Annotated in this window: 22 protein-coding genes; 7 read left to right on the top strand and 15 right to left on the bottom strand. The window is 64.8% G+C overall.

Annotation, left to right across the window (positions count from 1 at the left end):
* Positions 1 to 2: 2 nt before the first annotated feature.
* Positions 3 to 947, bottom strand: coding sequence for a carbohydrate ABC transporter permease (locus tag ACYVII_RS03695; RefSeq protein WP_460531173.1), 945 nt, complete (start codon positions 945 to 947; stop codon positions 3 to 5).
* A 23-nt stretch (positions 948 to 970) separates the two neighbouring features.
* The gene (locus tag ACYVII_RS03690; protein WP_460531170.1) at positions 971 to 2,278 is read right to left on the bottom strand and encodes an ABC transporter substrate-binding protein; all 1,308 of its coding nucleotides are present in this window, start codon (positions 2,276 to 2,278) and stop codon (positions 971 to 973) included.
* 120 nt (positions 2,279 to 2,398) lie between these two features.
* On the opposite strand from ACYVII_RS03690, the gene ACYVII_RS03685 reads away from it, so the two are divergent.
* The 5 genes from ACYVII_RS03685 (at position 2,399) to bcp (ending at position 9,765) form a co-directional block, all read left to right on the top strand.
* The gene (locus ACYVII_RS03685) at positions 2,399 to 3,418 is read left to right on the top strand and encodes a LacI family DNA-binding transcriptional regulator (protein WP_460531167.1); all 1,020 of its coding nucleotides are present in this window, start codon (positions 2,399 to 2,401) and stop codon (positions 3,416 to 3,418) included.
* 39 nt (positions 3,419 to 3,457) lie between these two features.
* Positions 3,458 to 4,477 (top strand): LacI family DNA-binding transcriptional regulator, encoded by a 1,020-nt coding sequence (locus tag ACYVII_RS03680; RefSeq protein WP_460531165.1) that lies wholly within the window; start codon positions 3,458 to 3,460, stop codon positions 4,475 to 4,477.
* 286 nt (positions 4,478 to 4,763) lie between these two features.
* The gene (locus ACYVII_RS03675; RefSeq protein ID WP_460531162.1) at positions 4,764 to 7,757 is read left to right on the top strand and encodes a discoidin domain-containing protein; all 2,994 of its coding nucleotides are present in this window, start codon (positions 4,764 to 4,766) and stop codon (positions 7,755 to 7,757) included.
* Positions 7,758 to 7,950: 193 nt separating this feature from the next.
* Positions 7,951 to 9,258: an alpha-L-fucosidase gene (locus tag ACYVII_RS03670; protein WP_460531159.1), complete on the top strand. Its 1,308-nt coding sequence runs from the start codon at positions 7,951 to 7,953 to the stop codon at positions 9,256 to 9,258.
* A gap of 12 nt (positions 9,259 to 9,270) precedes the next feature.
* Positions 9,271 to 9,765, top strand: a complete 495-nt coding sequence (gene bcp, locus ACYVII_RS03665; protein ID WP_460531156.1) for a peroxiredoxin — start codon at positions 9,271 to 9,273, stop codon at positions 9,763 to 9,765.
* Positions 9,766 to 9,778: 13 nt separating this feature from the next.
* Here bcp and ACYVII_RS03660 read toward each other — a convergent pair whose 3' ends face one another.
* A complete protein-coding gene (locus ACYVII_RS03660; RefSeq protein ID WP_460531153.1) occupies positions 9,779 to 10,204 on the bottom strand; it encodes a hypothetical protein in 426 nt (141 codons plus the stop codon).
* 342 nt (positions 10,205 to 10,546) lie between these two features.
* Between ACYVII_RS03660 and ACYVII_RS03655 the strand changes: the two genes are divergently transcribed.
* Positions 10,547 to 10,795 carry a WhiB family transcriptional regulator gene (locus tag ACYVII_RS03655; RefSeq protein ID WP_146322482.1) on the top strand — a complete coding sequence of 83 codons (249 nt, stop codon included), beginning with the start codon at positions 10,547 to 10,549 and terminating at the stop codon, positions 10,793 to 10,795.
* Positions 10,796 to 10,855: 60 nt separating this feature from the next.
* Here the strand turns inward: ACYVII_RS03655 and ACYVII_RS03650 are convergent, their stop codons facing one another.
* The 3 genes from ACYVII_RS03650 to ACYVII_RS03640 all read right to left on the bottom strand — a co-directional run bounded on the left by ACYVII_RS03650 (position 10,856) and on the right by ACYVII_RS03640 (position 14,411).
* Complete coding sequence (locus ACYVII_RS03650; protein WP_460531150.1) at positions 10,856 to 12,346, bottom strand: sensor histidine kinase; 1,491 nt, start codon at positions 12,344 to 12,346, stop codon at positions 10,856 to 10,858.
* Between the two features lie 113 nt (positions 12,347 to 12,459).
* Positions 12,460 to 13,704, bottom strand: a complete 1,245-nt coding sequence (locus ACYVII_RS03645; protein WP_460531147.1) for an AAA family ATPase — start codon at positions 13,702 to 13,704, stop codon at positions 12,460 to 12,462.
* The gene (locus tag ACYVII_RS03640) at positions 13,701 to 14,411 is read right to left on the bottom strand and encodes a hypothetical protein (protein WP_460531145.1); all 711 of its coding nucleotides are present in this window, start codon (positions 14,409 to 14,411) and stop codon (positions 13,701 to 13,703) included. Before ACYVII_RS03640 ends, ACYVII_RS03645 begins: the two co-directional genes overlap by 4 nt.
* A gap of 219 nt (positions 14,412 to 14,630) precedes the next feature.
* On the opposite strand from ACYVII_RS03640, the gene ACYVII_RS03635 reads away from it, so the two are divergent.
* Positions 14,631 to 14,918 carry a helix-turn-helix domain-containing protein gene (locus tag ACYVII_RS03635; protein WP_460531142.1) on the top strand — a complete coding sequence of 96 codons (288 nt, stop codon included), beginning with the start codon at positions 14,631 to 14,633 and terminating at the stop codon, positions 14,916 to 14,918.
* Positions 14,919 to 14,939: 21 nt separating this feature from the next.
* On the opposite strand, the gene ACYVII_RS03630 is transcribed toward ACYVII_RS03635, so the two are convergent.
* The 9 genes from ACYVII_RS03630 to ACYVII_RS03590 all read right to left on the bottom strand — a co-directional run bounded on the left by ACYVII_RS03630 (position 14,940) and on the right by ACYVII_RS03590 (position 21,316).
* On the bottom strand, positions 14,940 to 15,611 hold the full coding sequence (locus tag ACYVII_RS03630; RefSeq protein WP_460531139.1) for a hypothetical protein: 672 nt from the start codon (positions 15,609 to 15,611) through the stop codon (positions 14,940 to 14,942).
* Positions 15,612 to 15,654: 43 nt separating this feature from the next.
* Positions 15,655 to 15,846 carry a hypothetical protein gene (locus tag ACYVII_RS03625; protein WP_460531136.1) on the bottom strand — a complete coding sequence of 64 codons (192 nt, stop codon included), beginning with the start codon at positions 15,844 to 15,846 and terminating at the stop codon, positions 15,655 to 15,657.
* A 157-nt stretch (positions 15,847 to 16,003) separates the two neighbouring features.
* The gene (locus ACYVII_RS03620) at positions 16,004 to 17,206 is read right to left on the bottom strand and encodes a hypothetical protein (protein WP_460531133.1); all 1,203 of its coding nucleotides are present in this window, start codon (positions 17,204 to 17,206) and stop codon (positions 16,004 to 16,006) included.
* Complete coding sequence (locus ACYVII_RS03615; protein ID WP_460531130.1) at positions 17,203 to 17,766, bottom strand: hypothetical protein; 564 nt, start codon at positions 17,764 to 17,766, stop codon at positions 17,203 to 17,205. Before ACYVII_RS03615 ends, ACYVII_RS03620 begins: the two co-directional genes overlap by 4 nt.
* A complete protein-coding gene (locus ACYVII_RS03610; RefSeq protein WP_460531127.1) occupies positions 17,763 to 18,128 on the bottom strand; it encodes a hypothetical protein in 366 nt (121 codons plus the stop codon). Before ACYVII_RS03610 ends, ACYVII_RS03615 begins: the two co-directional genes overlap by 4 nt.
* Positions 18,128 to 19,951 carry a hypothetical protein gene (locus ACYVII_RS03605; RefSeq protein ID WP_460531124.1) on the bottom strand — a complete coding sequence of 608 codons (1,824 nt, stop codon included), beginning with the start codon at positions 19,949 to 19,951 and terminating at the stop codon, positions 18,128 to 18,130. The genes ACYVII_RS03610 and ACYVII_RS03605 overlap by 1 nt, the downstream gene beginning before the upstream one ends.
* Positions 19,951 to 20,475, bottom strand: coding sequence for a hypothetical protein (locus ACYVII_RS03600; protein WP_460531122.1), 525 nt, complete (start codon positions 20,473 to 20,475; stop codon positions 19,951 to 19,953). Before ACYVII_RS03600 ends, ACYVII_RS03605 begins: the two co-directional genes overlap by 1 nt.
* A 14-nt stretch (positions 20,476 to 20,489) precedes the next feature.
* On the bottom strand, positions 20,490 to 20,912 hold the full coding sequence (locus ACYVII_RS03595) for a hypothetical protein (RefSeq protein WP_460531119.1): 423 nt from the start codon (positions 20,910 to 20,912) through the stop codon (positions 20,490 to 20,492).
* An 11-nt stretch (positions 20,913 to 20,923) separates the two neighbouring features.
* Positions 20,924 to 21,316, bottom strand: coding sequence for a hypothetical protein (locus tag ACYVII_RS03590; protein WP_460531116.1), 393 nt, complete (start codon positions 21,314 to 21,316; stop codon positions 20,924 to 20,926).
* Between the last annotated feature and the right edge of the window lie 3 nt (positions 21,317 to 21,319).

Below are 21,319 nucleotides of genomic sequence, written 5' to 3'. Positions count from 1 at the left end.
GTTCAGGCCTTTCCTCGTTGCAGTCGCACCTGGAAGATCGAGATCGCTGCCATGATGACGACGATGATGACGGCGATCGACGCCCCGTAACCACGGTTCAGCGCGACGAACGCCGCGTTGTAGAGGTAGTAGACGACCGTGACGGTGGAGTTGTTCGGGCCGCCTTTCGTCATTGTGAAGAACTGGTCGAACGCGAGGAACGTCTGCGTGACGGTGAGCAGCACGACCAGAGACAGCGGCTTCGAGATGAGCGGCAGCGTGATGCGCGTGAGGGTCGCCCATGAGCGAGCGCCGTCGAGCCTGGCTGCCTCATAGATCTCGGACGGGATGGAGTCCATTCCGATGAGGAGCACGAGCATGGCGAGACCCACCGTCTTCCAGATCGTCATGATGACGACCAGGACCAGTGTCGAGTTCGTGTGCGCGAACCAGTCGGTGCCCGAGGGCGCGATCCCCCACGACATCGCGATCGCGGGGAGTACACCGGTCTGAGAGTTACTCATGGAGAGCCACAGCAGACCCGCAGGGGCGAACCCGATGGTGACCGGTGCGAACAGCAGTGCACGCACCGCCGTCCGACCGGGAAATCGGGGCCGGACCAACAGCGCGAGAGCGAGCGAGATCGCGACTCCCAACGCTGAAGCGATGACGGTGTACGAGACCGTGAACAAGACGGCCCGACCGAATGCCGGATCGCTCAGCGCGTGTTCGTAATTGCTCAGCCCGACCGGGCTCGGGGTTCCGAACGTCGGCCAGTCGAAGAACGACATGTAGATCGTCAGCACGAACGGCAGCGCGAAGAACAGCACGACGAGCACCGCCGCCGGAGAGGCCAGCAGCCATCCGGCCGCGGTCTCTCCCCGTGCGAAGGCGGCGTGCCTCTTGGCCTTCGTCTTCGCACGGGTCTCGTGCCGGCCGGCGACACGGACTTGGAGCATGGCGTTCATCCGTCCCTCCCTCGAACCGACCGCTACTGCTTCTGCGAGGTAATCGCGTCGGCCGCCTTCTGAGCGGTCTCCGTCGCCTCGACGGGCGACGCACCGTCGAAGACGACGGACTGGATCATTTGAAGCCACGGCCCCTGATTGCTCGACACGACGTCGTTGTAGTAGACGGAGTCGTATGTCTCGCCCTTGCTGAGCATGGCGGAAGGAACGCTGACGGAGTCGCCCAGGGACGAGGGGATGGTCACGTCCGTCCGAGGTGGAAGCGAGGGCAGTCCGAGGAACACCTTCTCACTGGTCTGCTTCGACGTCAGCCAGTCGATGAAGTCCCATGCCTCGTTCTTGTGCTGAGACTGGGTCGTGATCGCTGCCGTGTCACCGCCCGAGAACGTCGCCCACTGGCCGGCCTCCGGACCGGGAATCTTGGCGAGACCCCAATCGAACTTCGGGTTCGTCCCGATGCCGGCGGTGTTGATGCCGTTCGCGCCGGAGAAGTTGATGCCGATCTTGCCTGACGCGAATTCCGCGAAGAAGCCGTTCCCCTGGTCCGTCTTCGAGGAGGTCGGGATATCGCCGTGCTGGTACAGCGTCTGCAGGAATCCGAGCGCCTTCTGGGTAGCGCTGTTGTAGAAGTCGAAGCTGCCGCTCTTGGTGACCACCTGCTGACCCTGGGCCCAGATCAGCGGGGTGACGTCGTAGGCCAGCGAGCCGGGCGAGTCACCGCTGATATACGCACCGTGTATGCCGTTGCCGAGCTCCGTGATGGCGTCCGCTGCCTTGACTAAGCCCGCCCAGGTGTTCGGCGGTGTGTTGGGATCCAATCCCGCCTCTTCGAACAGCGTCTTGTTGTAGAGGTACAGCGATGTGTCCGTGTCGAACGGAACGCCGTACACCTTGCCGTCCGCTGTGGCCGATTGCTCGTGCGCGGCAGCGAGGTGCCCGTACGCTCCGGATGTCTTCAACAGACCGGTCAGGTCGATGACCGTCTTGTTCTTCACGATCTGCGGCATGAAGACCAGGTCGGACCCGAGGAGATCGGGAAGCGATCCGGCTTGCGCCGCCTGCGCGTATTTGGTGACGTACTGGTCAGCAGGTACCTGAGTCAGCTGCACCTGGTTCTTGTGCGTCTTGTTGTACGCATCGACCACCGCCGCGGTTACTGCGGAATTGCCGGCGCGTACCCACATCGTGAGCTTCGCGCCGTCGTTCTTGGCCACGATGCTGCCGGACGCCGACGATCCCGTACCGGATCCGCTGCTGCAGCCGCTCATGCAGAGACTGAGTGCCGCCGCCGCCGCTACCGCTGCCCCGACCATCCTGATGCGCCGTAACATCTCGAACTCCCTTGTTGAGGACGATTGACTTGTCTCCGGGAGGCTAGTGGAAAGTTGGCGAACGTTTCCACTAGTTTCCATTTCTTTCCGAAATGCCTCGGCTTACACTAGGGTGTCGTCATGGACCGGGGGACGGAACACCGAATCACAGCGAGCGATGTCGCTCGGCTCGCGGGCGTGTCGACATCGACCGTCTCGAAGGCCTTGTCCGGAAACGGACCCGTCCGCAGGCAGACGCGACTTCGCGTGCTGGAAGCGGCGAAGGAGCTGCACTATCGCCCGCCGTTGCGCGAAGGCGAATCCGATGGTACTAAGGCCCGCACGATCGGGGTCATCACGAACGACCGATTCGGCCGACTCACTGTGCCCGTGCTCCTCGGCGCCTTCGAAGCCCTTGCACAGCACGAGATCGCGTTACTTCTCTGCGACGGGCGCGGCGACCGGATCCGCGAGCAGTATTTCGTCGAGATGTTCCAGCGACGGCGGATCGACGGCATCCTCGTCGCGGGCAGCGGCGCGTTCCCGAGGCCGGCGCTCCAGACCCAAGGGTCGGTTCCCATCGTGTACGCGCTCGCCTGGTCCAACAACGAGCACGACACGTCGTTCGTTCCTCACGATGCCGGGGGTGCCGCCGCCGTCGCCGAGCACCTGCTGGCGACCGGTCGGCGCCGCATCGCCTACGTCGCCGGGCCGCAGCGCGACACCGCGTCGCAGGTCAGGCTCGCTGAGATCAGGCGGGTGCTGCGCGACAACGGCTCGGAGCTGTCGCACGAGCCGCTGTTCGGTCAGTGGAGTGAGGCTTGGGGCCGTCAAGCGACAACTCAGTTGATCCATTCCGGTGTGCCGTTCGACGGCATCGCCTGTGCGAGCGATCAGATCGCCCGGGGCGCGCTCGAGGTGCTGCGGGAGAACGAGATCCGGGTGCCTCAAAGCGTCGCAGTCACCGGTTTCGACAACTGGGACGTGATGGTGGAGGCGAGCAGACCGCCGTTGACGACCGTCGATCTGAGCCTCCACGACGTCGGCGTGGCCGCCGGCCTCGCCCTTCTGCACGCGATGAAGGGCGAGCCGAACGTTGCAAGGGGCATCCACCGGATCGACTGTCAGTTGGTCCCACGCGAGTCGACCGCCATGAGCTAGCTGCTCATGACGACTCCGAGGCGGTATACGCTCACGAGAATGGCACGGTTCAAGCCCGAGAAGCGGGTCACGAGCGCAGACGTGGCAGCCCGTGCAGGGGTATCGGTGAGCACAGTGTCGAAGGCGCTCTCGGGCAACGGAGCGGTGAGCCGGGAGACCCGCGATCGGATCCTTGCGGCAGCCAAGCAGATCGGCTTCATCCCACGTGCCTCGACGTCCAGCCAGAAGGTGCGGCGAACCGAGACGATCGGCGTGATCACCAGCGACAACGTCGGGCGTCTGACGGTACCGGTACTTCTCGGAGCGACGGAGACCTTGGCCGCCGACGGCTACGCGCTCCTTCTTCTCGACGGGCGAGGAGACCCCATCAGAGAGCAGCAGTTCATCGCGTCCCTTCTGAAGCGCGATGTCGACGGAATCCTCATGACTGGTGCCGGCGAGTTTTCTCGTGAACCCGTGCGCGGCGACGTGCCGGTTCCCGTCGTATATGCCATGGCGTGGTCGACAAATCCCGCCGACGCCTCGGTCGTTCCGGACGACGCCGAAGGCGCGCGGATGGCCACCAGGCACCTGCTATCGACCTCCCGAAGGCACATCGTGTTCATCTCAGGGCCGGAGAAGGACGACGCCTCCCGGTCGCGAAGCGCCGCTGTCGAAGACGAGCTGCAGCGCAACGGGCTAGCTCTCGCATCCCCGCCCGTGTTCGGAGAGTGGAGCGAGCGGTGGGGAAGGCAGGCGGCTGCCCAATTCGTCAAGTCCGGCGTGGAATTCGATGGCGTGGTCTGTGCCAACGATCAGATCGCTCGTGGGGTCACCGAAGCACTGCGCGAGCAGAGGATTGAGGTGCCCAGCGAGGTCGGCGTGATCGGGTTCGACAACTGGGACGTGATGGTCGAGGCGAGCCGACCTCGACTCTCGACCATCGACATGAGCCTTCGCGAAGTCGGGAACATCGCTGCCCGGCTCCTCCTGGATTCGATAGAAGAGGGCCACCTCGAGCCGGGGGTCCGGCACGTCGACTGCCAGCTCATCATTCGCGAGTCCACCGCACCGTTCTGACGCAAGCCGGGCGCACTGCTAGACAGCACCCATCAGTCCGCCCGGCCGAAGAGCACTGGACAGCACATTTCGGAAAGATCCGGAAACTTGTTGCCCGAGATTCACCACGGTTGCCATATTTGGCGATGAACCCGCGGATCGGCCCCCGGTCCGACTCGGGTTTTCCCGCTAACGCTCCGGCGAGGTCGGCATGCACACGGCTGTCATCACGACCCACTCGATGCAGAAGCTCGGACCGACGTCGTCGACGGGAGACGACGTCGTCGACAGGAAGAAGGACAGAACGATGACAACTCCTCGGCGACGGCGTCGTCGCAGCGCTCTGGCCGCGCTCGCGGTGGCGACTACGGTGGCCGCGATCGGCGGCGGGCTCGCATCCACGCCCGCTTCGGCTCGGGCGGACTCGCCGATCGCAATTCAGAACGACACGACGGCGAAGACGATCACGATGAGGGGAGGCGACTTCGCGATGGTCTACGACTACGACGGTCAGTCGAAGGTCTCCTCGTTCACGATGAACGGCACACAGCTGATGAACGGCGGCATGTATAGCACCGTTCAACTCGACGGCGACGGATCGACCCTGGACAGCCGTGCCCTCAGTTCGAGCCCCGAGGTGAAAGTGCGTGGCGATAACGTGATGGCATCGTTCGTGATGAGCGACGACGCGTTGTCCGTCTCGGAACGCTGGAATTTCGTCGTCACCCGGGACACTGTGCACCTGCAGGTAAGCCGCACCTACGACTGGACGAACGCGGCCGACCCCAAGGTGCGCCATAACGGAATGCTCACGTTCGGGTGGGCACGCATCTGGGACAACATCCGTCGCCCGCAGGACGGCGGAGACCTGCCCATCGGGAACGCGTACACCGGCAGCAACAACTTCTTCCTCTCGCAACCGAACGACAGGTACGGCGTCGAGGAGTCCGACTTCGTGATGCTGAAGAACTCCTCGCAACAGGCTCTGGATGTCAATGCGACCAGCAACCGGAACATCGCGACCGAGTTCGCATACACCGGTGACGGCAACACATACCAGGAGACACAGCTGTCGGCCGCACCTACGTGGGATTACACGGCGGGCATGGCGGCAAGTGGGCTCGTCTACGGCGGGCACTCGTCGAACGGCACGGATGCGTACATCTACGCTCCCGTGGCCGTCGCGCAGAAACAGACCGACTCGATCGATTACACATTCAAAACCGACGACTATGCCAAGTACTACTCGTTGGGCGGCACCGTGAACGGACTGGCTGACACCGCCGCCGTTTCATCCCTGCTCAACGATTTCGGACGCTCGGGGGTGATCGACAAGGGCTACGGGATGTCGACCGTGGGACTGCGGTATCCGGGCGTCGGCCCGTATGACATGGTCTACGCGGACCGCACCGTCGAGGGATACTTCGACCCGCCGATGACGAAGTCGCAGGAGAATCTGCTCACCTACTTCAAGGACGATGCGCAGAACTCCGACGGTCACATGGACGGACGAACCTTCCACCTCGATCATCCCTGGGGCACGAACAGCCTCTACGATGCGGACCCGTCCTACGCGATGGCTGTGGCCGACATGTACCAATACTCGGCCGACAAGTCCTGGCTCACCTCGATGAGGTCGTCGGTGGAGAAGTCGCTCGCCTACATGATCGACAACCAGTACGCGGCCCAGGACGGGCTGTTCCACAACGACATCACGAGCTGCACATCCACGAAGGGTGCGCGTGAGTGGAATGACGGCATCTACGTGAAGTACGAGAGCGGATACGTCAACGAGCTGATGTACGAGGCGCTGACTGATTGGTCTGCACTCGAGGCAACGACATTCCACGACCCGACCCTCGCCGATCACTACGCTTCGCTGGCCGCAGATCTCAAGACCGCCTTCAACAAGGACGCCGACTCCGGCGGACTCTGGGAACCCTCGACGGGGATGTTCGCCTACTGGCGTTGCCCGGATGGCACGGTGCAGGGAAACGTGGAGCAGACCCAGATCAACCTGCAGGCAATATCGTTCGGCATGGTGAGCCTGGACCGTGCACGGCAGATCCTCGACGGGATCGACCGCGAGATGGCACTGCAGCATCTCCAGCTGCTTCCGGAGAACTTCGTTCCACTCGCGCCGACCACCGAGGACTGGACCGGCGACCACTTCAGCGACGGCATCGAAGACGGATCCGTGTACCCCCTGATGACCGAGGAATACATGCGCGCCGCGGCGATCGTGGGCGAGCGCAACCAGTCGCTCGCGTACCTGGACCGGACAGCCGCCCGTTACACGAAGGACGGGTTCAACGGCTTCAGCTTCCTCCACTCGGTCTCACTGACGCCGAGCACTGGTGAGGCATGGTTCCCGTCGAACGCGAACGGCGCTGCGGGCCTCTTCAGCGACATGCTGGGCATCCAGCCGACCGCAGATGGCGTCAGGATCGCGCCGAACATCCCCAAGCAGATGGACGGAACCCGCGTCACGAAGACGATCCACAGTCAGGGAGAGCTCACCGTCGACTACCGCAGCGAACTGGAGCAGACCGTGCGATACGACGCGCCCGGCCAGTTCGTGACGATGCAATGGTCTGGACAGTCAGCGAACGCCACTTATGTCGTCTCGGACAACGGAGCTCGGCACACTGTGACCGCGGACAGCATGGGTTCCGTCGAATATCGCTTTGCGGCCGGCGGAGAGCACACCGTCGTCCTCATGGGCGGAAACGCCGCCGGGTACACGCTTCCCAGCGCACCGGACGACCTGGCGTACGGCAAGTCGGTGAGCACGTCCAGCAGCCTTGAGGGCCCGCTGCCCGGCGATCCGCCCTCGAAGGCGTGGAGCGCGGCATCGCTCGTCGACGGCATGCCGTACAGCGTCGATGGCTCGATGGGATGGGCAAGCAATTCCGATCTGACCCAGAATCACACCGAATCGGCCATCGTTGATCTCGGATCGACGCAGCAGGTTGGAAATGTCACGCTGTGGCCGGACGACTACGACGCCAAGGCCTCGTCGATCGGCGCGAACTTCCCGAGTGATTTCACCATCGCAACCTCGGCGGATGGGAAGACGTGGACGACCGAGGTCAGCAAAACGGATTACCCGAGACCGACAAGCGTGAGCACGGGCGAGTCGTTCGCGTTCGAGCATCCCGTGCAAGCCCGTTACATTCGTGTCGAGGGGACCGACCTCACCAACGATGGAGGCAGCTACCGGATGTCGTTGGCTGAGATCCAGGCCTTCAGCACTCCCGACAGCGCTTCCGTCGTCGAATCGTCCGGAAGCAACGACTAGCTCGGAAGTCTTCGCCCAATGAAGCCCGGGCAGCGGTCTTGCGGCCGCCGCCCGGGTTTCTTTCGTCTTCCTTGCATCGGCAGCCAAGTGCAGGAAAGACATCAGATGACGCTGGCCATCCTTCGGCGCGCCCACGAAGTTCATGGCAGGATTGATGCCTAAACATCCGATCAATCTCCGCACGAGGAGTGTCATGCACGAGCGCTTCGCCCGGTCCGAGTGGTTCCGTCACGACCGGTTCGGTCTGTTCATCCATTGGGGCGCGTATGCCGTGCCGGCGCGGGGCGAGTGGGTGCGCTCTGTCGAACGGATCAGTGTCGAGGACTACCAGCAGCACGTCGACGCGTTCCAGCCCGACTCGTTCGACCCCGGCGCGTGGGCGGATGCCGCTGTGGCCGCCGGCATGAAATACGCGGTGCTTACGGCGAAGCATCACGATGGGTTCTGCCTCTTCGACTCGCAGCTGACCGATTACAGCACGACGCACAACGGGTTGGGTCGAGACGTCGTGGCCGAGTTCCTCGACGCGTTCCGATCCCGCGGCCTCAAGGTCGGGCTCTACTACTCGCTTCTGGACTGGCACCACCCCGACTACCCGGCGTATGGCGATGCGCATCATCCGATGCGAGAGAACCCGGAGTGGCAGGGCCGCACTCACGACTTCGACCGCTACCTCGAGTACCTGCACGGCCAGGTGCGTGAGCTGTGCACGCGGTACGGACAGCTGGACATCCTGTGGTTCGACTTCTCTTACGACGACATGACCGCCGAGAAGTGGCGAGCGAAGGAGCTCGTCGAGATGGTGCGCGAACTGCAACCGGGAGTGCTCATCGACAACCGGCTCGAGGCATCCGGGTCGCAGAAGGGCAGCATCGTCACGGACTCCCCCACTCCCTTCAGCGGGGACTTCGCGTCGCCCGAGCAGATCATCCCCACCGAGGGCGTTCGCACCGGCAGCGGCGATGCCGTTCCCTGGGAGGCATGCATCACGCTGAACAATCACTGGGGGTACAACGCGTTCGACACGTTGTGGAAGCCGTCCGAACTCGTCGTGCGCAAGCTGGTGGAGTGCGTCTCGAAGGGAGGAAACCTGCTGTTGAACGTGGGGCCGGATGCCCGTGGCCGGTTCCCGAAGCCGGCGGTCGACATCCTGCACGAAGTGGGCGCGTGGCTGCGTGAGAACGGCGAGAGCGTGTATGGCGCGGGCGCCAGCACGCTGCCGAAACCGGAATGGGGTCGCTACACGCGACGCGACGACACCGTGTACGCGCATGTCCTGGAAGCGCCCGTCGGGCCGCTCGCCCTCACTCCGCTGCGTCCGGACCAGGTGGCCGACATCCGGCTGGTCGCCGACGGCACCGATCTGCCGCTGGCGGGCGGGTGGCACTCGCCGGAACGGGCCGAGAACGCGCTCGTCGCGTTCGGGCCCGATCAGACCTCCACCTACCCGCTGCCTGACTCCGTCGACACGGTTCTCGCTGTCAGGCTCGCGGGGCATTGATACCGTGAAGCCATGAGCGACGCTTCCCCCACCCCGCCCTCCCGACTGACTGCCGGCGATGCCGCCCCGGACTTCACACTGGAAGACCAGGACGGCGACCGGGTGTCGCTGCACGACTACGCGGGCCGGAACGTCGTCGTCTACTTCTACCCGGCCGCGATGACGCCCGGCTGCACCAAGGAGGCGTGCGACTTCCGCGACAACCTGAACTCGCTCGCCGCGGCCGGCTATCAGGTGCTGGGCATCTCGAAGGATGACCCGGCGACGCTCGCCAAGTTCCGCGACCGCGACAGCCTCAACTTCCCGCTGCTGTCCGACCCCGACCTCACGGTGCACAAGCTGTACGGCGCCTACGGCGAGAAGTCGCTCTACGGCAAGGTGGTCACCGGTGTGCTGCGGTCCACGTTCGTGGTGGACGAGGACGGGAGCATCCGTCTCGCGCTCTACAACGTGAAGGCCACCGGACACGTCGCCTCGCTGCGGAAGAAGCTCGGCCTCGCCGCCTGACGGGTTCGAAACGTCAGTCCTTCTTGCCGTCCGGCGATGACGCGGATTCCGCCGGCGCCTCGGAATCCTTCGAGTCCTCCGCCGGAGCGGACTCGCGTGCCGTCGCCCGCGTCACCTGCGGAGCCACTACGAGGCCGATGCCGACCGCGGCCAGCACAAGCAATACCCAGCCCGCCTGCGGCACCGCGGTGATGCCCGTGAAGCAGCCGACCGCGATGGCGAGTACGAGCAGGTGCCAGGTGATCACGGATGCCCGCATCCACGACCTCCTGCGGGCCGCGGCGACCGTCGTCAGCACGAGCCAGAGGGCGCAGAGAGCGGCGATGATGAGCAGTGCGATGCCGCTCGCGACATCGGATGCGGTGGCCTCCGCGGCCTGGACGCCCAGCCAGATCACCAGGGCTACGAGCGCGAGAGACTCCAGCGCGAGAAGTGCCACCAGGCATCCGAGTAGCACAGGAAACGACTTTTCGGGCCGGTCAACGCCGATATCGGGCGTTTGTTTCCGGTCTGTGTTCACAGCGTTATCCCAATCGAAACTCTTGATTTGCCACTACCAGTATGCGAGCATTTCTTGGTCGAGTTGTCGCTCACAGGGTGGTGGGCAGGTGTTATCCGAAAAGGAACACGAATCCACCAGGCATAACGGTCCACCAGGTACCGCGCCCGTCGGTACCGGATCCGCCCACGATCATCACCCTGACTCGTCGTTTACCCGAATTCACGACCATTCGGTCGTGCCCGGGCGTCACACGACGCACGCTATTTAAGGAGCACCCCCATGGATTGGCGCGACAAAGCCGCCTGCCTGACAGCCGACCCGGAACTCTTCTTCCCGGTGGGCAACACGGGACCGGCTGTCGAGCAGATCGAAAAGGCGAAGGCCGTTTGCGCCCGGTGCACCGTGACCGAGACCTGCCTGCAGTACGCCCTCGAGACCGGCCAGGACTCGGGCGTGTGGGGCGGTCTCTCCGAAGACGAGCGCCGCGCGCTTAAACGACGCGCCGCGCGAGCGCGTCGCGCCTCCTGACTTTCGGTCGCGATCGAACGAGCGCGTCGCGCCTCCCGACCGAGGCTGTCGGCGCGTTCGTCAGGCCTTGCGCAGGTAGCGCAGCGGCACCTCGATCGTCACCTCGGTGCCCGTGCCGACCATGGTGTGCCAGTCGATCGTTCCACTCAGCTCGCCCTGAATGAGCGTGCGCACGATCTGCGTGCCGAGCCCGTCGCCGACCTTGCCCTCCGGCAGGCCGGAGCCGTTGTCTTTGACCTTCACCGTGAGCGTCTCCGGCGAACGGTGCGCGATGATCTCCACCTCGCCGGAACGGCCGGCGAGCCCGTGCTCGACGGCGTTCGTCACCAGTTCCGTGAGCGCCAGCGCCAGCGGGGTGGCGTATTCGCTGGGCAGTTCCCCGAAGCTGCCCGATGACTTGGGGTGCACCGTCGTGTTGTGCGTGCTCGCCACCTCGGCAACAAGCAGCAGCACCCGGTCGAAGACGTCGTCGAAGTCCACGATCTGGGCGAGGCCTTCGGAGAGCGTGTCGTGCACGACGGCGATGGCCGAGACACGACGCATGGCCTGCCCGAGGGCATCCCGCGCCTCCTCGGAGTGCGTTCGCCTGGCCTGGATGCGCAGCAGCGACGCCACCGTCTGCAGGTTGTTCTTCACGCGGTGATGGATCTCGCGGATCGTCGCATCCTTGGTGATGAGCTCCTGCTCCTGGTGCCGCATCTCGGTCACATCGCGGCACAGCACGATCGCCCCGGTGCGCTCGCCGTGGGTGCGGATCGGGATGGTGCGCAGCGATACCGTCACCCCGCGCGCCTCGATGTCGGTGCGCCACGGCGCACGCCCGGTCACCACGAGCGGCAACGACTCGTCGACGACGGAGTTGCCCGTGAGAAGGCGCGTGGTGACCTCCGCCAGGGACTCCCCCTCGAGCTCCTCGGTGAAGCCCATGCGGTTGAAGGCGGAGAGCGCGTTCGGGCTGGCGAACGTCGTCACCCCGTCCACGTCGAGGCGGATCAGCCCGTCGGATGCCCGCGGCGCGCCCCTGCGCGGCCCGGCCGGCGCGCCGAGGTCGGGGAAGTCGCCCGTGGCGATCATGCCGAACAGGTCGTTCGCACAGGCGTTGAACGTGAGCTCCTGGCGGCTGGGCGTGCGCGCCTCGCTGAGGTTGGAGTGTCTCGTCATGACGGCGATCGGGGCGGGCACAACTTGCGCGCTGGATGCCGACACCCTGCGGAACACCGGAACGGCTCGCACACGAGTCGGCATCTCCTCGTACCAGTCAGGAGCGTGCGAGTCTACGATCGCGCCCGTCTCGAAGGCCTCGGTCGCCAGGCCGCGCCACTCCGCACGGATGGGCTGGCCGACGAAGTCCCGATAGAAGAGCGTCGCCGCGCTGGAGGGGCGCGAATGCGCCACGGCGATGAATCCGTCGTCTGTCGGCACCCAGAGCACGATGTCCGCGAACGCGAGGTCGGCCAGCAACTGGCAATCGCCGACGAGCAGGTGCAGCCATTCGATGTCTTCTGGGGTCGAACGGCCGTGCGCGACGACGAGATCACTGAGCGTGGACATCGCCTAAGTCTATGGGCGACGGAGGGTCGGCAGCCGGTGCTCGATCCGGCTGCCGACCCGGCTGAGCCCGTGAGCGGCAACGCCGCGAGATAGGCGTGCATACTCGTACCGATTCACGCCGGCTCGCTCACAGGTCGCGGCCGCGCGGCGTGCCTTCGGCGCCCGTGCTGCGGTTCGGGCTCTGGCGCCAGCTCGCGCTCGACGAATCTGCGCACGGCGGCTCGCGCGGGCGACTTGGGCGAGGCGTCCCGCAGCGTGCGCCCGGTGAGCAGGGCGAGGTCGAAGCCGGCCGGGTCGTCCGGGATCAGAGCGGCGGGCTCCAGTCCGCCGAAACGCAGCAGCGTCGAGGCGACCTGGGCGAACGGATTCGCCCCGACCGCGGATGCCCGCACCCGATTGACGAGTACGTGCGACGGCGTCTCCGGTGTCGCTTCGACCAGGTCTCCGAACGAGCGCAGAAACCGGGAGAGCCCCACCGGGTCGGCCAGGCCCACGGCGATGACGTCGTCGGCCCCCTGCAAGGCGGCCAGCGTCGCCGCGTTTCGCCTCGGCGCGAACATGTCGCTTGTGATCTCCTCGTCGGTCTCGAGGTTGAACCCCACGTCGACCACCGTGTAGTCCACCCAGGTGCGGCACTGGGCGAGCACCCGTTGCACGCGTTCCGACGTGAGCTCCGGCCAGCGCGTGGCCCGGCCTATGCCGGTCAGCACCCAGAAGGCGCCACGGGGGCTCGCGTATCGCTGAGCGACGCGCACGAGCTCGTCGTGAGTGAGTGAGTCGGATGCCGCGAGACGACAGGCAGCGGCGAAGCCGGGCGCTTCGTCGAGCAGGCCGAGCGCCGGTGCCGTCGCCCCGCCGTACGGATCCGCGTCCGCGAGTGCCACGCTGTGGCCCAATGCCGCGAGCTCGGCGGCGATCGTGACGGCGACTGATGTGCGCCCTGGTGCACCTGCCGGCCCCCACACGGCGATCACGCGCGAGGCATCCTCTCCGCCAAGAGGCCCGCCCGCTCGGGAAGGGACCCGCACGCCCCGCAGATTCGGCTCGAGCTCGGTCCAGTCGGCCGTGGCATCCAGGGAGTCGTACACGCCGAGCGCCAGGGCGTGCCTTCGCTCGGACTCCCCCGCTGCCAGGACGACGAGCCGGATGCCCGCGCGATCGCATGCAGCGACCACCTCGGCCGAGAGGCGCCCGCGTCCGGCGCCGACGACAGCGACGTCGACCTCGCGCGTGGCAAGGGCCGCGAGGAGTTCCCTGCCCACTGTGGTGCGCACGGTGACGAGGTGCCCGGATGCCGTCGCCTCGGCGCTGACGCGCTCTTGAGTACGGCGGTCGAGGCAGAGCGCGATGGCGGTCATCCGTCACCTCGCGCAGGAGCGGCAGGGTCGGCGGCGTCTCCGGTACCGGCCGGTGGCGTGCTGGACTTCTCCGGCGCCGTGCGCGAAGCGGCCTCGGGGCTCGCGGGCACCACCGAGATCACCTGCCCGTCGGCGATCGCCTGCAGAACCGACGCCACCCGCCCAGAAGGCACACGCAACTCGACCGAGACGGAACCGCGGTCGGCGACGAGGGCATCGTCGTGCAGGATCGAGACGACGACGGCGCCGGAGACGAGCACGGCCGGTGGCTTGTAGTTCTTGTCGTTCGCAGGGTGAGCGGCCCAGACATCCGCCGTCGTGCCGGCCGTGACGGAGGCTGCCACCGGGCCGGATGCCTTCACCACCACACTGGTCAGCGAGACGTCCGACGCGCCGCTGAGCGCCGATGCCGGCACGAGCTCGCCCTTGGGCACCGAGCGCACCACCACCTCGTCGCGCTGCAGCCCGCCCGCGGCGAGGTAGCGATCGGATTGCGGCACCCGCACGCTCACGAGCTCCACGTCTCCCGGTGCCACCCGGTCGCCGGCCACGAGCGTGGTGCGGGCGACGTACACCTGCACGCTACGGTTCTGCGCGCTGAGCAGAACGCAGACACCCACCACTGACGCGACGATGAGCAGGATGCCCACCGCGAACCTCGGATCGACCCAGAACCTCCTCGCCTTGCCGTCCGCTCCCGCGACCATGCGTCTCCCCGCTTCCTGTTTCCGTTCATCCGCGCCTTCCGGCGCCTGCGTCCACCACGTTTCCCACCTGCCGAGCACGGGTCTCCTGAACGTCTTCACAGTCGTCGGAACCGGGTTTCTGCGGCCGCGCGTGAGTCCATCGTGCCGATCCTGGACAAGTCGTAGGAAAGTTATCCACACGGTCGGGGCGGGAAAGCCGGTCCCGCCATAATCGAAGGCATGACCGCCGACCGATCGGATGATGTGACGCGCTTCCTGACGGTCGGCGACGCCGCCGAACTGCTCAAGGTGGCGCCAGGCGACGTCGTCGGCCTCATCGAGACCGGCGAACTGCCTGCCATCCGCGTCGGCCGTCCTGGGGCGTGGCGTATCGAGCGCGTGCAGCTCGAGGAATACATCGCAGCGATGTATGAGGAGACGCGGCGGCGTGCGGCGTGGGAGCAGTCCGATCTGGCGTCGATTCCTGAACTCTCCGGCGGACGCGTCATCTGGCCCGACCGGGACTGACATCGCCCCGGCTGGTGCGCGTCAGACCCGTAGCAGGATCAGCGAGGCCATCGGGACGATGCGCGTCCCGCGCACGTTGCTGGGGCGCCGCGGCGAGCCGGGATCGTGCAGCGCCAGATCGAAGTGATCCCTCGCCACCCGGTCGATCGTCCCGTGCAACACCCCCGACCGCGTGGTGACGGTGAGCGGGCTGCGTCGCCTGGCGAGGTCGCGCAACGGGAAGGCGAGGCCGAGCCTGTCGATCAGGCGAGGGGCGGCATCCGGCGTGCGCGAGGCATCCGGGTCCGGTTCAGCGTGCAGACTGTCGGCGACCTGACCGTCGTCGAGCCCCACGGAGGCGATGGCCTCCAGCGGCACGAGCGCCCGAGTGGATGCCGCGCGCACGCCGGTCCCGTTTCGTTCGTCCGCCACAAGGTCGCCGGAGACCCAGTCCCGGCCGAACGTCACCGGGAGCAGGCGGACGGTGCTTCCGTCGGCCAGCCAGAGGCTCAGCGGTGCGTGTCGTCCCTCATCGATGCCGGATGCCGCGCGCATCCGGTTGCGCAGCGACAGCCGCCCGAGCCTCAGCCGTTCCTCTTCGACCCGCAGCTCGAGGTCTTCAACGCCGAGTTCGTGTTCGAGCTGGCTCTCCAGGTCGTCGAACAGGTTGTCCCAGCGCAAACCGTCAAGAGGCAAATCGTCGTTGTCTGTCACCGATCCGATGCTACGGTGCGGGGTTCGAGCAGCCCAGTGCGGGTCACCCTATGGCGCCCTCACGCTCGACCGAGAACACGTCGGCCTGAGCGACCGAGTAGACGCCAGTTACGGTCCCCTCACCTGGGCCAATGAACACGTAAGTGCCGTTTTGCAATTCGAAGCGGTTGGCGTTGACGACGATCGACTTCACTCCGTCGTAGTTCGCCCGGAATTTGACTGTGAACTTAGCCACAATGGCTCATTTCTCTCGGGTAGGTAGCACGGGATGCGCCACCTGAGTGAGTTCACTTCACACCCTGCGCTCGAAGCTCAGCGTGACGACACGCCGATTGTCAATCCATCGGCAGGTAATCGAGTGCCGTACAGTGTCGGCGCCGATGGCAAAGAACCTATGCAGCTGCCTCGGTGGTCACGGTCATCTCGTCTTTCGCGAGGTCGAATGACACAGAGGCGACGACTCCTTGCCGCCCATTCGCCGTGACCTGCCGGTAGGGCTGCACGCCGTAATCGGTCAGCGCGGCGTACTGCCGTGAGCCTGCTCGGCGTGCGGCGCGGCCGAGAATGTACGCGGCTGCACCGGCGCCGGGGTAAGGCCGCTGATAAGTGACCTGGTATGTAGTGGTGGCGGGTGTGCCGTCCGGTCCGGCGTAGTCATATGCGGTGTGTTGTCCAGTGGCGTCGCTCCACGTGTACGTAACAAGCACCGCATCGAAGGAGTTGGACGGGTCACCCGCTGCGAGCGTGTCGGATTCGTTGATGAGGTTCACGGCGGGGGCGATCGTGAAGGGTTCGCCGGGGCTCACTGCATCCGGGTCCACGAGGTGCCATACGCGGGCCTCGTCGCAGTAGAGCCGGAGACCCGCGACGGTGAAGAGCGGTTGCAGGAAATCCCAGAGCGTTTGACCAACGCTCCACGTCAAGGAGTCGGCCGACCGGGGATTGATCGGCGTGCGGGTCGAACTGGAGGCGCTGGGCGTGTCGTCCCATGCGTAGGTGTAGTGCTCATCGACGGGCGTGTTCCCGTCGAAGTAATCGGGCGCCGTGTCACCTTCGGCGAGCATGAACTCGGACCATTGAAAATCCGTGTCGGTTGCGTCGGCGGTCATCTCGAAGTTCAATGCGTAGGCGTCGGCAGGAATGGTAAAGGTGACGGTCACGCGGCCGACTCCGCTTGCGCTGGCGATTCCCGCCGACTCGTTTATGAGTGAGTAGTCGGCGGGGAGATCCGAGCCGAGGGACGGTGCAAACGCGATGACCGCAATTGCCTGCGTTGCCCCACCCGGGGCCGTGGCGGCGAAGGTGTATGTACCTCCGGCCCTCATGCCGAAGGGCAACGCGTTTGCGTTTGGCGCGCTGCCGATCAATTCGGAAGTCAGTTCACCAACGTCAAGATTCGATGGCAAGCTAAGGCCGCTAAATCCATATTGATTGACAAGTGCGGCATCCGGATATGGAAAGAGATTCTGAACAGTGGTGTACGGGGTAATGTCAGCGTCCGCCCCGTCGTCATCGGCGAGTGTTGCGCCGATCTGCGGAAGCGCCCACTCCTTGATGAGTTGACGGAGGCTCGTGTAGTCGCTTGGCGTGGTCATCCTGCATTCCTGAATGCGGATAGCTCCGTGACTTTGGATACGGTGGCGGCGAGACGCTGTGGTTGTAGCGCTTCCGAATGCTTGGCCACTTCGGGCACGAGATCATCCAGTGCAGATGTCAATACAGCATTGGCAAGTGCGTTGCGAGATCGATCTTTCGTCGTAGCCATATTGAGCGCGTCGACTTGCGCTTGCACATGGGCCACGGCTGTCAAAGGATCGGCAACTAACGGCGTCAGCGTAACTTCGGGCACAAGTACGAGGTTCATAAGCGCGCCCTCGTCTGACTCAATGGTGAGGGTCGCGATATCGCTGGCCGTGTCGAGGCTGCGAGCTTGGAGGCGGAGACTGAACATGCGGTCTGTACCCGCAACTGAGGTGGTCACGGTCACGCGTGGCGCGTCCATCGGATTCAGCGCGTCGAGCACGGCGGTATTCGGCAGCGGCGTCGTTAGGGTGCCTTGCGCGTAAGGCACACGGGTCGCGTCCAACGTGATCGTGCCGGAAATGAGCGGTAGAGGCGTATCGCCGAGCGTTGCGGTGATGGAGTCGATTCTCACGCGGTCACCTCGAGGTACCCGACGCTGACGGTCCACCATTGGCGGGTTTCATTCTCAAGCGCGGGGCCTACACCTTGGCCATCAAGGGCGAAGGTCATACCCACGGTCGGTAGGTCGGTATCGCGGTAGACGAACAGTGCGGGGGTGACAAGGAGGGCGCGGGCCGCCTCGGCGGTCTGCTCATCCTCGAATAGCAGATTGAGTGTGCCCTGCCGGGGCTGCGCGGGGCGAAGTGTGACGACAGGCGGCCCACCGATGATGTTGTGAACGATGTTGCCGGGCGTCTGTTGAGTGCTGTACCCGTTAGCGAGAACAACCGACACCGTACGGCTTCCGTCTGTCGTGGAGATACTTACTGTCATTACTGGAGATCCTTTCCGCGCTGCGCGTGAAGAGTCACCGTGATCGACCGAGGGATTGAGTCGAGAGCGTGATTCACGCTGGACATGTCGATGGTCGGCTTGACGGTGGGCTGGAACGTGCGCCGAGCGAGTGCGTCGAGTGCGGCAGTCGCGTCGCCGAGGTCAGCCTTCGTCTTGATCGTCGCCGTGCGCCTCTTGGAGGCCGTGGCATCGAGGCCATCGTCAGCACTCTTGGTGTCAGCCGTCGCTCGGATGGTTGCCGTGCGCTTCTTGGTAGCGATCGAGTCGAGCTCGTTGTCGGCGCCCTTCGTGTCGAGCTTGGTGTCGATCGTTGACGTGTGCTTCTCGTCGGCCGTCTTCTTGATCTCGCTCTTTGCCGCCGACGTGTCCGCCTTGACTGGCACGGTGACTGACGACAGGTCGCCTGCACTGATGCCGTCCGCCAGACCCTTCTTTGCGTCCTTACCGGCTTCGTTCCATTGGCTGACCATCTTTGCCCGCTGATCGGGAGGAAGCGTCATGAACTGTTCGAGCTGAGCCGGGGTGAAGTTCGATTCGGCGAACTCCTTGCCCGCCGCATCCAAGCCGTCTTTCGTCAGCTGGGAGATAGTTACCGGGAACTTGTTGTATGCGTCGATGACCTCTTGCAGGTTGGTCTGTTCCTGCTGCCAGTTGACCGCTTGGCCTTTCAGGTAGTCATCGCTGGCCGTGGCCGCCTGAGAGAAGGACTGAGAGACGGCGCTAGTCCAGTTGTCCTGATCGGTCTGTGCCTGCTGAACGGCTTGTTCGTATGCCTGGTATTGAGCCACGGTCATGCCCATGGCCTCGGCCATGACCTTCTCTTCGTTCTCGGCGTCCTGGAGCGCCTGGCGCCGCTTCGAAAGCGCTTCGCGCACGCGGTCGTTTGCCGCCGCCTCGTCTTCGGCGGCCTTGATCGTTTTGGCCGTACCTAGCGGCGACTCGGCTAGCTTGTCGTCCATCTCCTTGATGTTGTCGAGGGTGCGCAACATCTGATTAATGGCGGGGATGCTCTTGCCGGTGATTGTTCCGGCAACGTCGTTGAAGCCGAGGCCGATGCTCTTCACGTCCCGCGCGGTCTCTGCGAGTCCTTCGCCGCCGTAGTCGGTCGAATCCTTCGCCCAGGCTCGCAGTGCAGAGTCGTAGTCGTTGATGCCCTTGATGCCGCCTTCGAACTCGTTTACGAGGTCGTTCGTTGCCTGCGTTAGACCCTTGGTGTCGTCCGTGGTCTGCCCGATGATGCCGCCGAGCGCGGCCAGTCCGACACCGGCGATCGTAATAGGCCAAGCGAGCCCGCCGATTGCGCCCTCAATACCGGCCATGCTTGGCCCCATGAACGCGGCGAAGGTGCCCACCTGTTCCGTCATGCTGGAGACGCCGCCCGTGAACAGCGTTCCCGCCTGCATCGCTGAGAAGCCGACGTTCATCATTGCGGCCTCGCCGAGCTTGCCGCCTTCCTGGATCTTCTCGCCGGATTGCGCGGCTTTCTGCCCGACAGTCTCGTAGGTGGTCCCGGCCCTCTCCGCCGAGTGTGTGGCACGCTGCAACGCCTCGTCAGATTGAAGGACTGCCGGGCGGAAGTCAGACCATGTGCGCGCCGCCTGCTCGACCTGTCGGCTCTCGCCAGCAGTCGCCTGCTGGGCGCGCTCCATGGCCTGCTGGATTGACTGCCCAGCGGCGTCACCTGACTGTGTGGCCTGGTCGAGTTCCTTCGTTACGTTGTCGAGCGACTTCGTAACGTCGTCCACGCCGGACTGGAAGGCGCGAACATCCGAAGCAATCGAGATGTTGATGCCCTTGGCCATTACTTGGTGCCTCCGTCTACGGCGTCCATGATCGTGCGAATGCAGGTCTGTACCCACAATGAGGCGTAGCGCGGAATCTCCCTAGCTGCGGCGGGATAGACCACGTAGCCCTTCCGGTTCGGTGCCTTGAATTGGTGGTGCGTGTGTCGGTTCTTCACCTCGAACGCCTTACCCTTGCGTCGACGTGACGCATAGGTAGCCACGTGCCCCTGATCGGCTCCGAACTCGACCGCTGAAACAATGTCGGCGGGCTTGGCCGAGCCTTTGCCGCCGAGTCGACCACCAACGCCGCCAGACTTCAGCGTTACGTTCTGGTTGCTCACGGTGACGCGGGCTGAGTCCACGAGAACGCGGTGCTCTATGTGCGTCGTAGCCTGCTCGGCGAGGTCGTGGCTCCAGTCGTTCGCGATTTCTTCGCGGGTGAACCTGCGGATGTTGCCGCGAAGCTCGCGATTGGCGGCCCGGATGGCTAGAACGGTCGCCTGAAGCTCTTTCGAATCCCAAACGCTAATTCGCATGCCCATCCGAGCCGCGCCGCCTAGACGGCGGCCGGGGTGATGACCGGGCGACCGTTCACGCCGAGGGAAACTTTCGCCGTGGGCACGGCCGTACCGATCGCGCCACCCACGGCGCCCTCAGCGATGACGAGAGTCGCCGTAATGGTTGCGCCACCGGCGACAGGGAGGAACGTCACGCTCTTCGTCGTACCTGCGTTGTTGTAGAGGTAGAACGAGAGCGAATTGGGCGTGGTCCAGTCCTGGGCAAACTCAAGGTCAGCCGTCCAGGTCGCGGGAGTCGGGAACGTGAACGAGGCATCAGGGGTTCCGCCCTGGAAGGTGACGTTCTTTGTGCTCGGAGTGAAGGTGACGGAACTAATGGCCGCTGCGAACTCATCGGTATCGACAACGAACGAAACATTGTTCATGAAGAGCGGCTGAACGCCGATCACGGTTGCTGTCATGACTGCTTTCCTTAGGGGGTGGGGGATTCGGGTGTGTCAGCGCTCGTCACGAATTGCACGGCGATGGAGTAGCCGAGCGCTTGGAGGTCGGTAAAGGTGGCTTTGCTCGCCTTGGTCCATCGCACATGAGCCGAGTCGAGGGCCGGGAGAAGGGTTAGAAGCGCTTCATCTAGCGCGTCTTCCGAGGTGACGATGTTCCCGGATTGCGGAGCGATCAGGATCACGTCAGCGGTGGTCAGGTATGAGCCGTTCGGAACGCCGATCGCCTTCTCAAGGTCTGTGATCTTCAGAAGGACGGTCATGCGGTCCATGTTGTCGAGTGTGTCCACGAAGGGATCTACGCGCCAATCTGTGGGCAGAAGCGGCGTTATCTCATCGATGAAGTACTGTCGCGCGGTCGTCACGTT

The sequence above is a fragment of the Humibacter ginsengiterrae genome (genome assembly GCF_054780115.1).
Note: the sequence above shows the minus strand (reverse complement) of the source record. Positions and strands in the feature narration are given on the sequence as shown.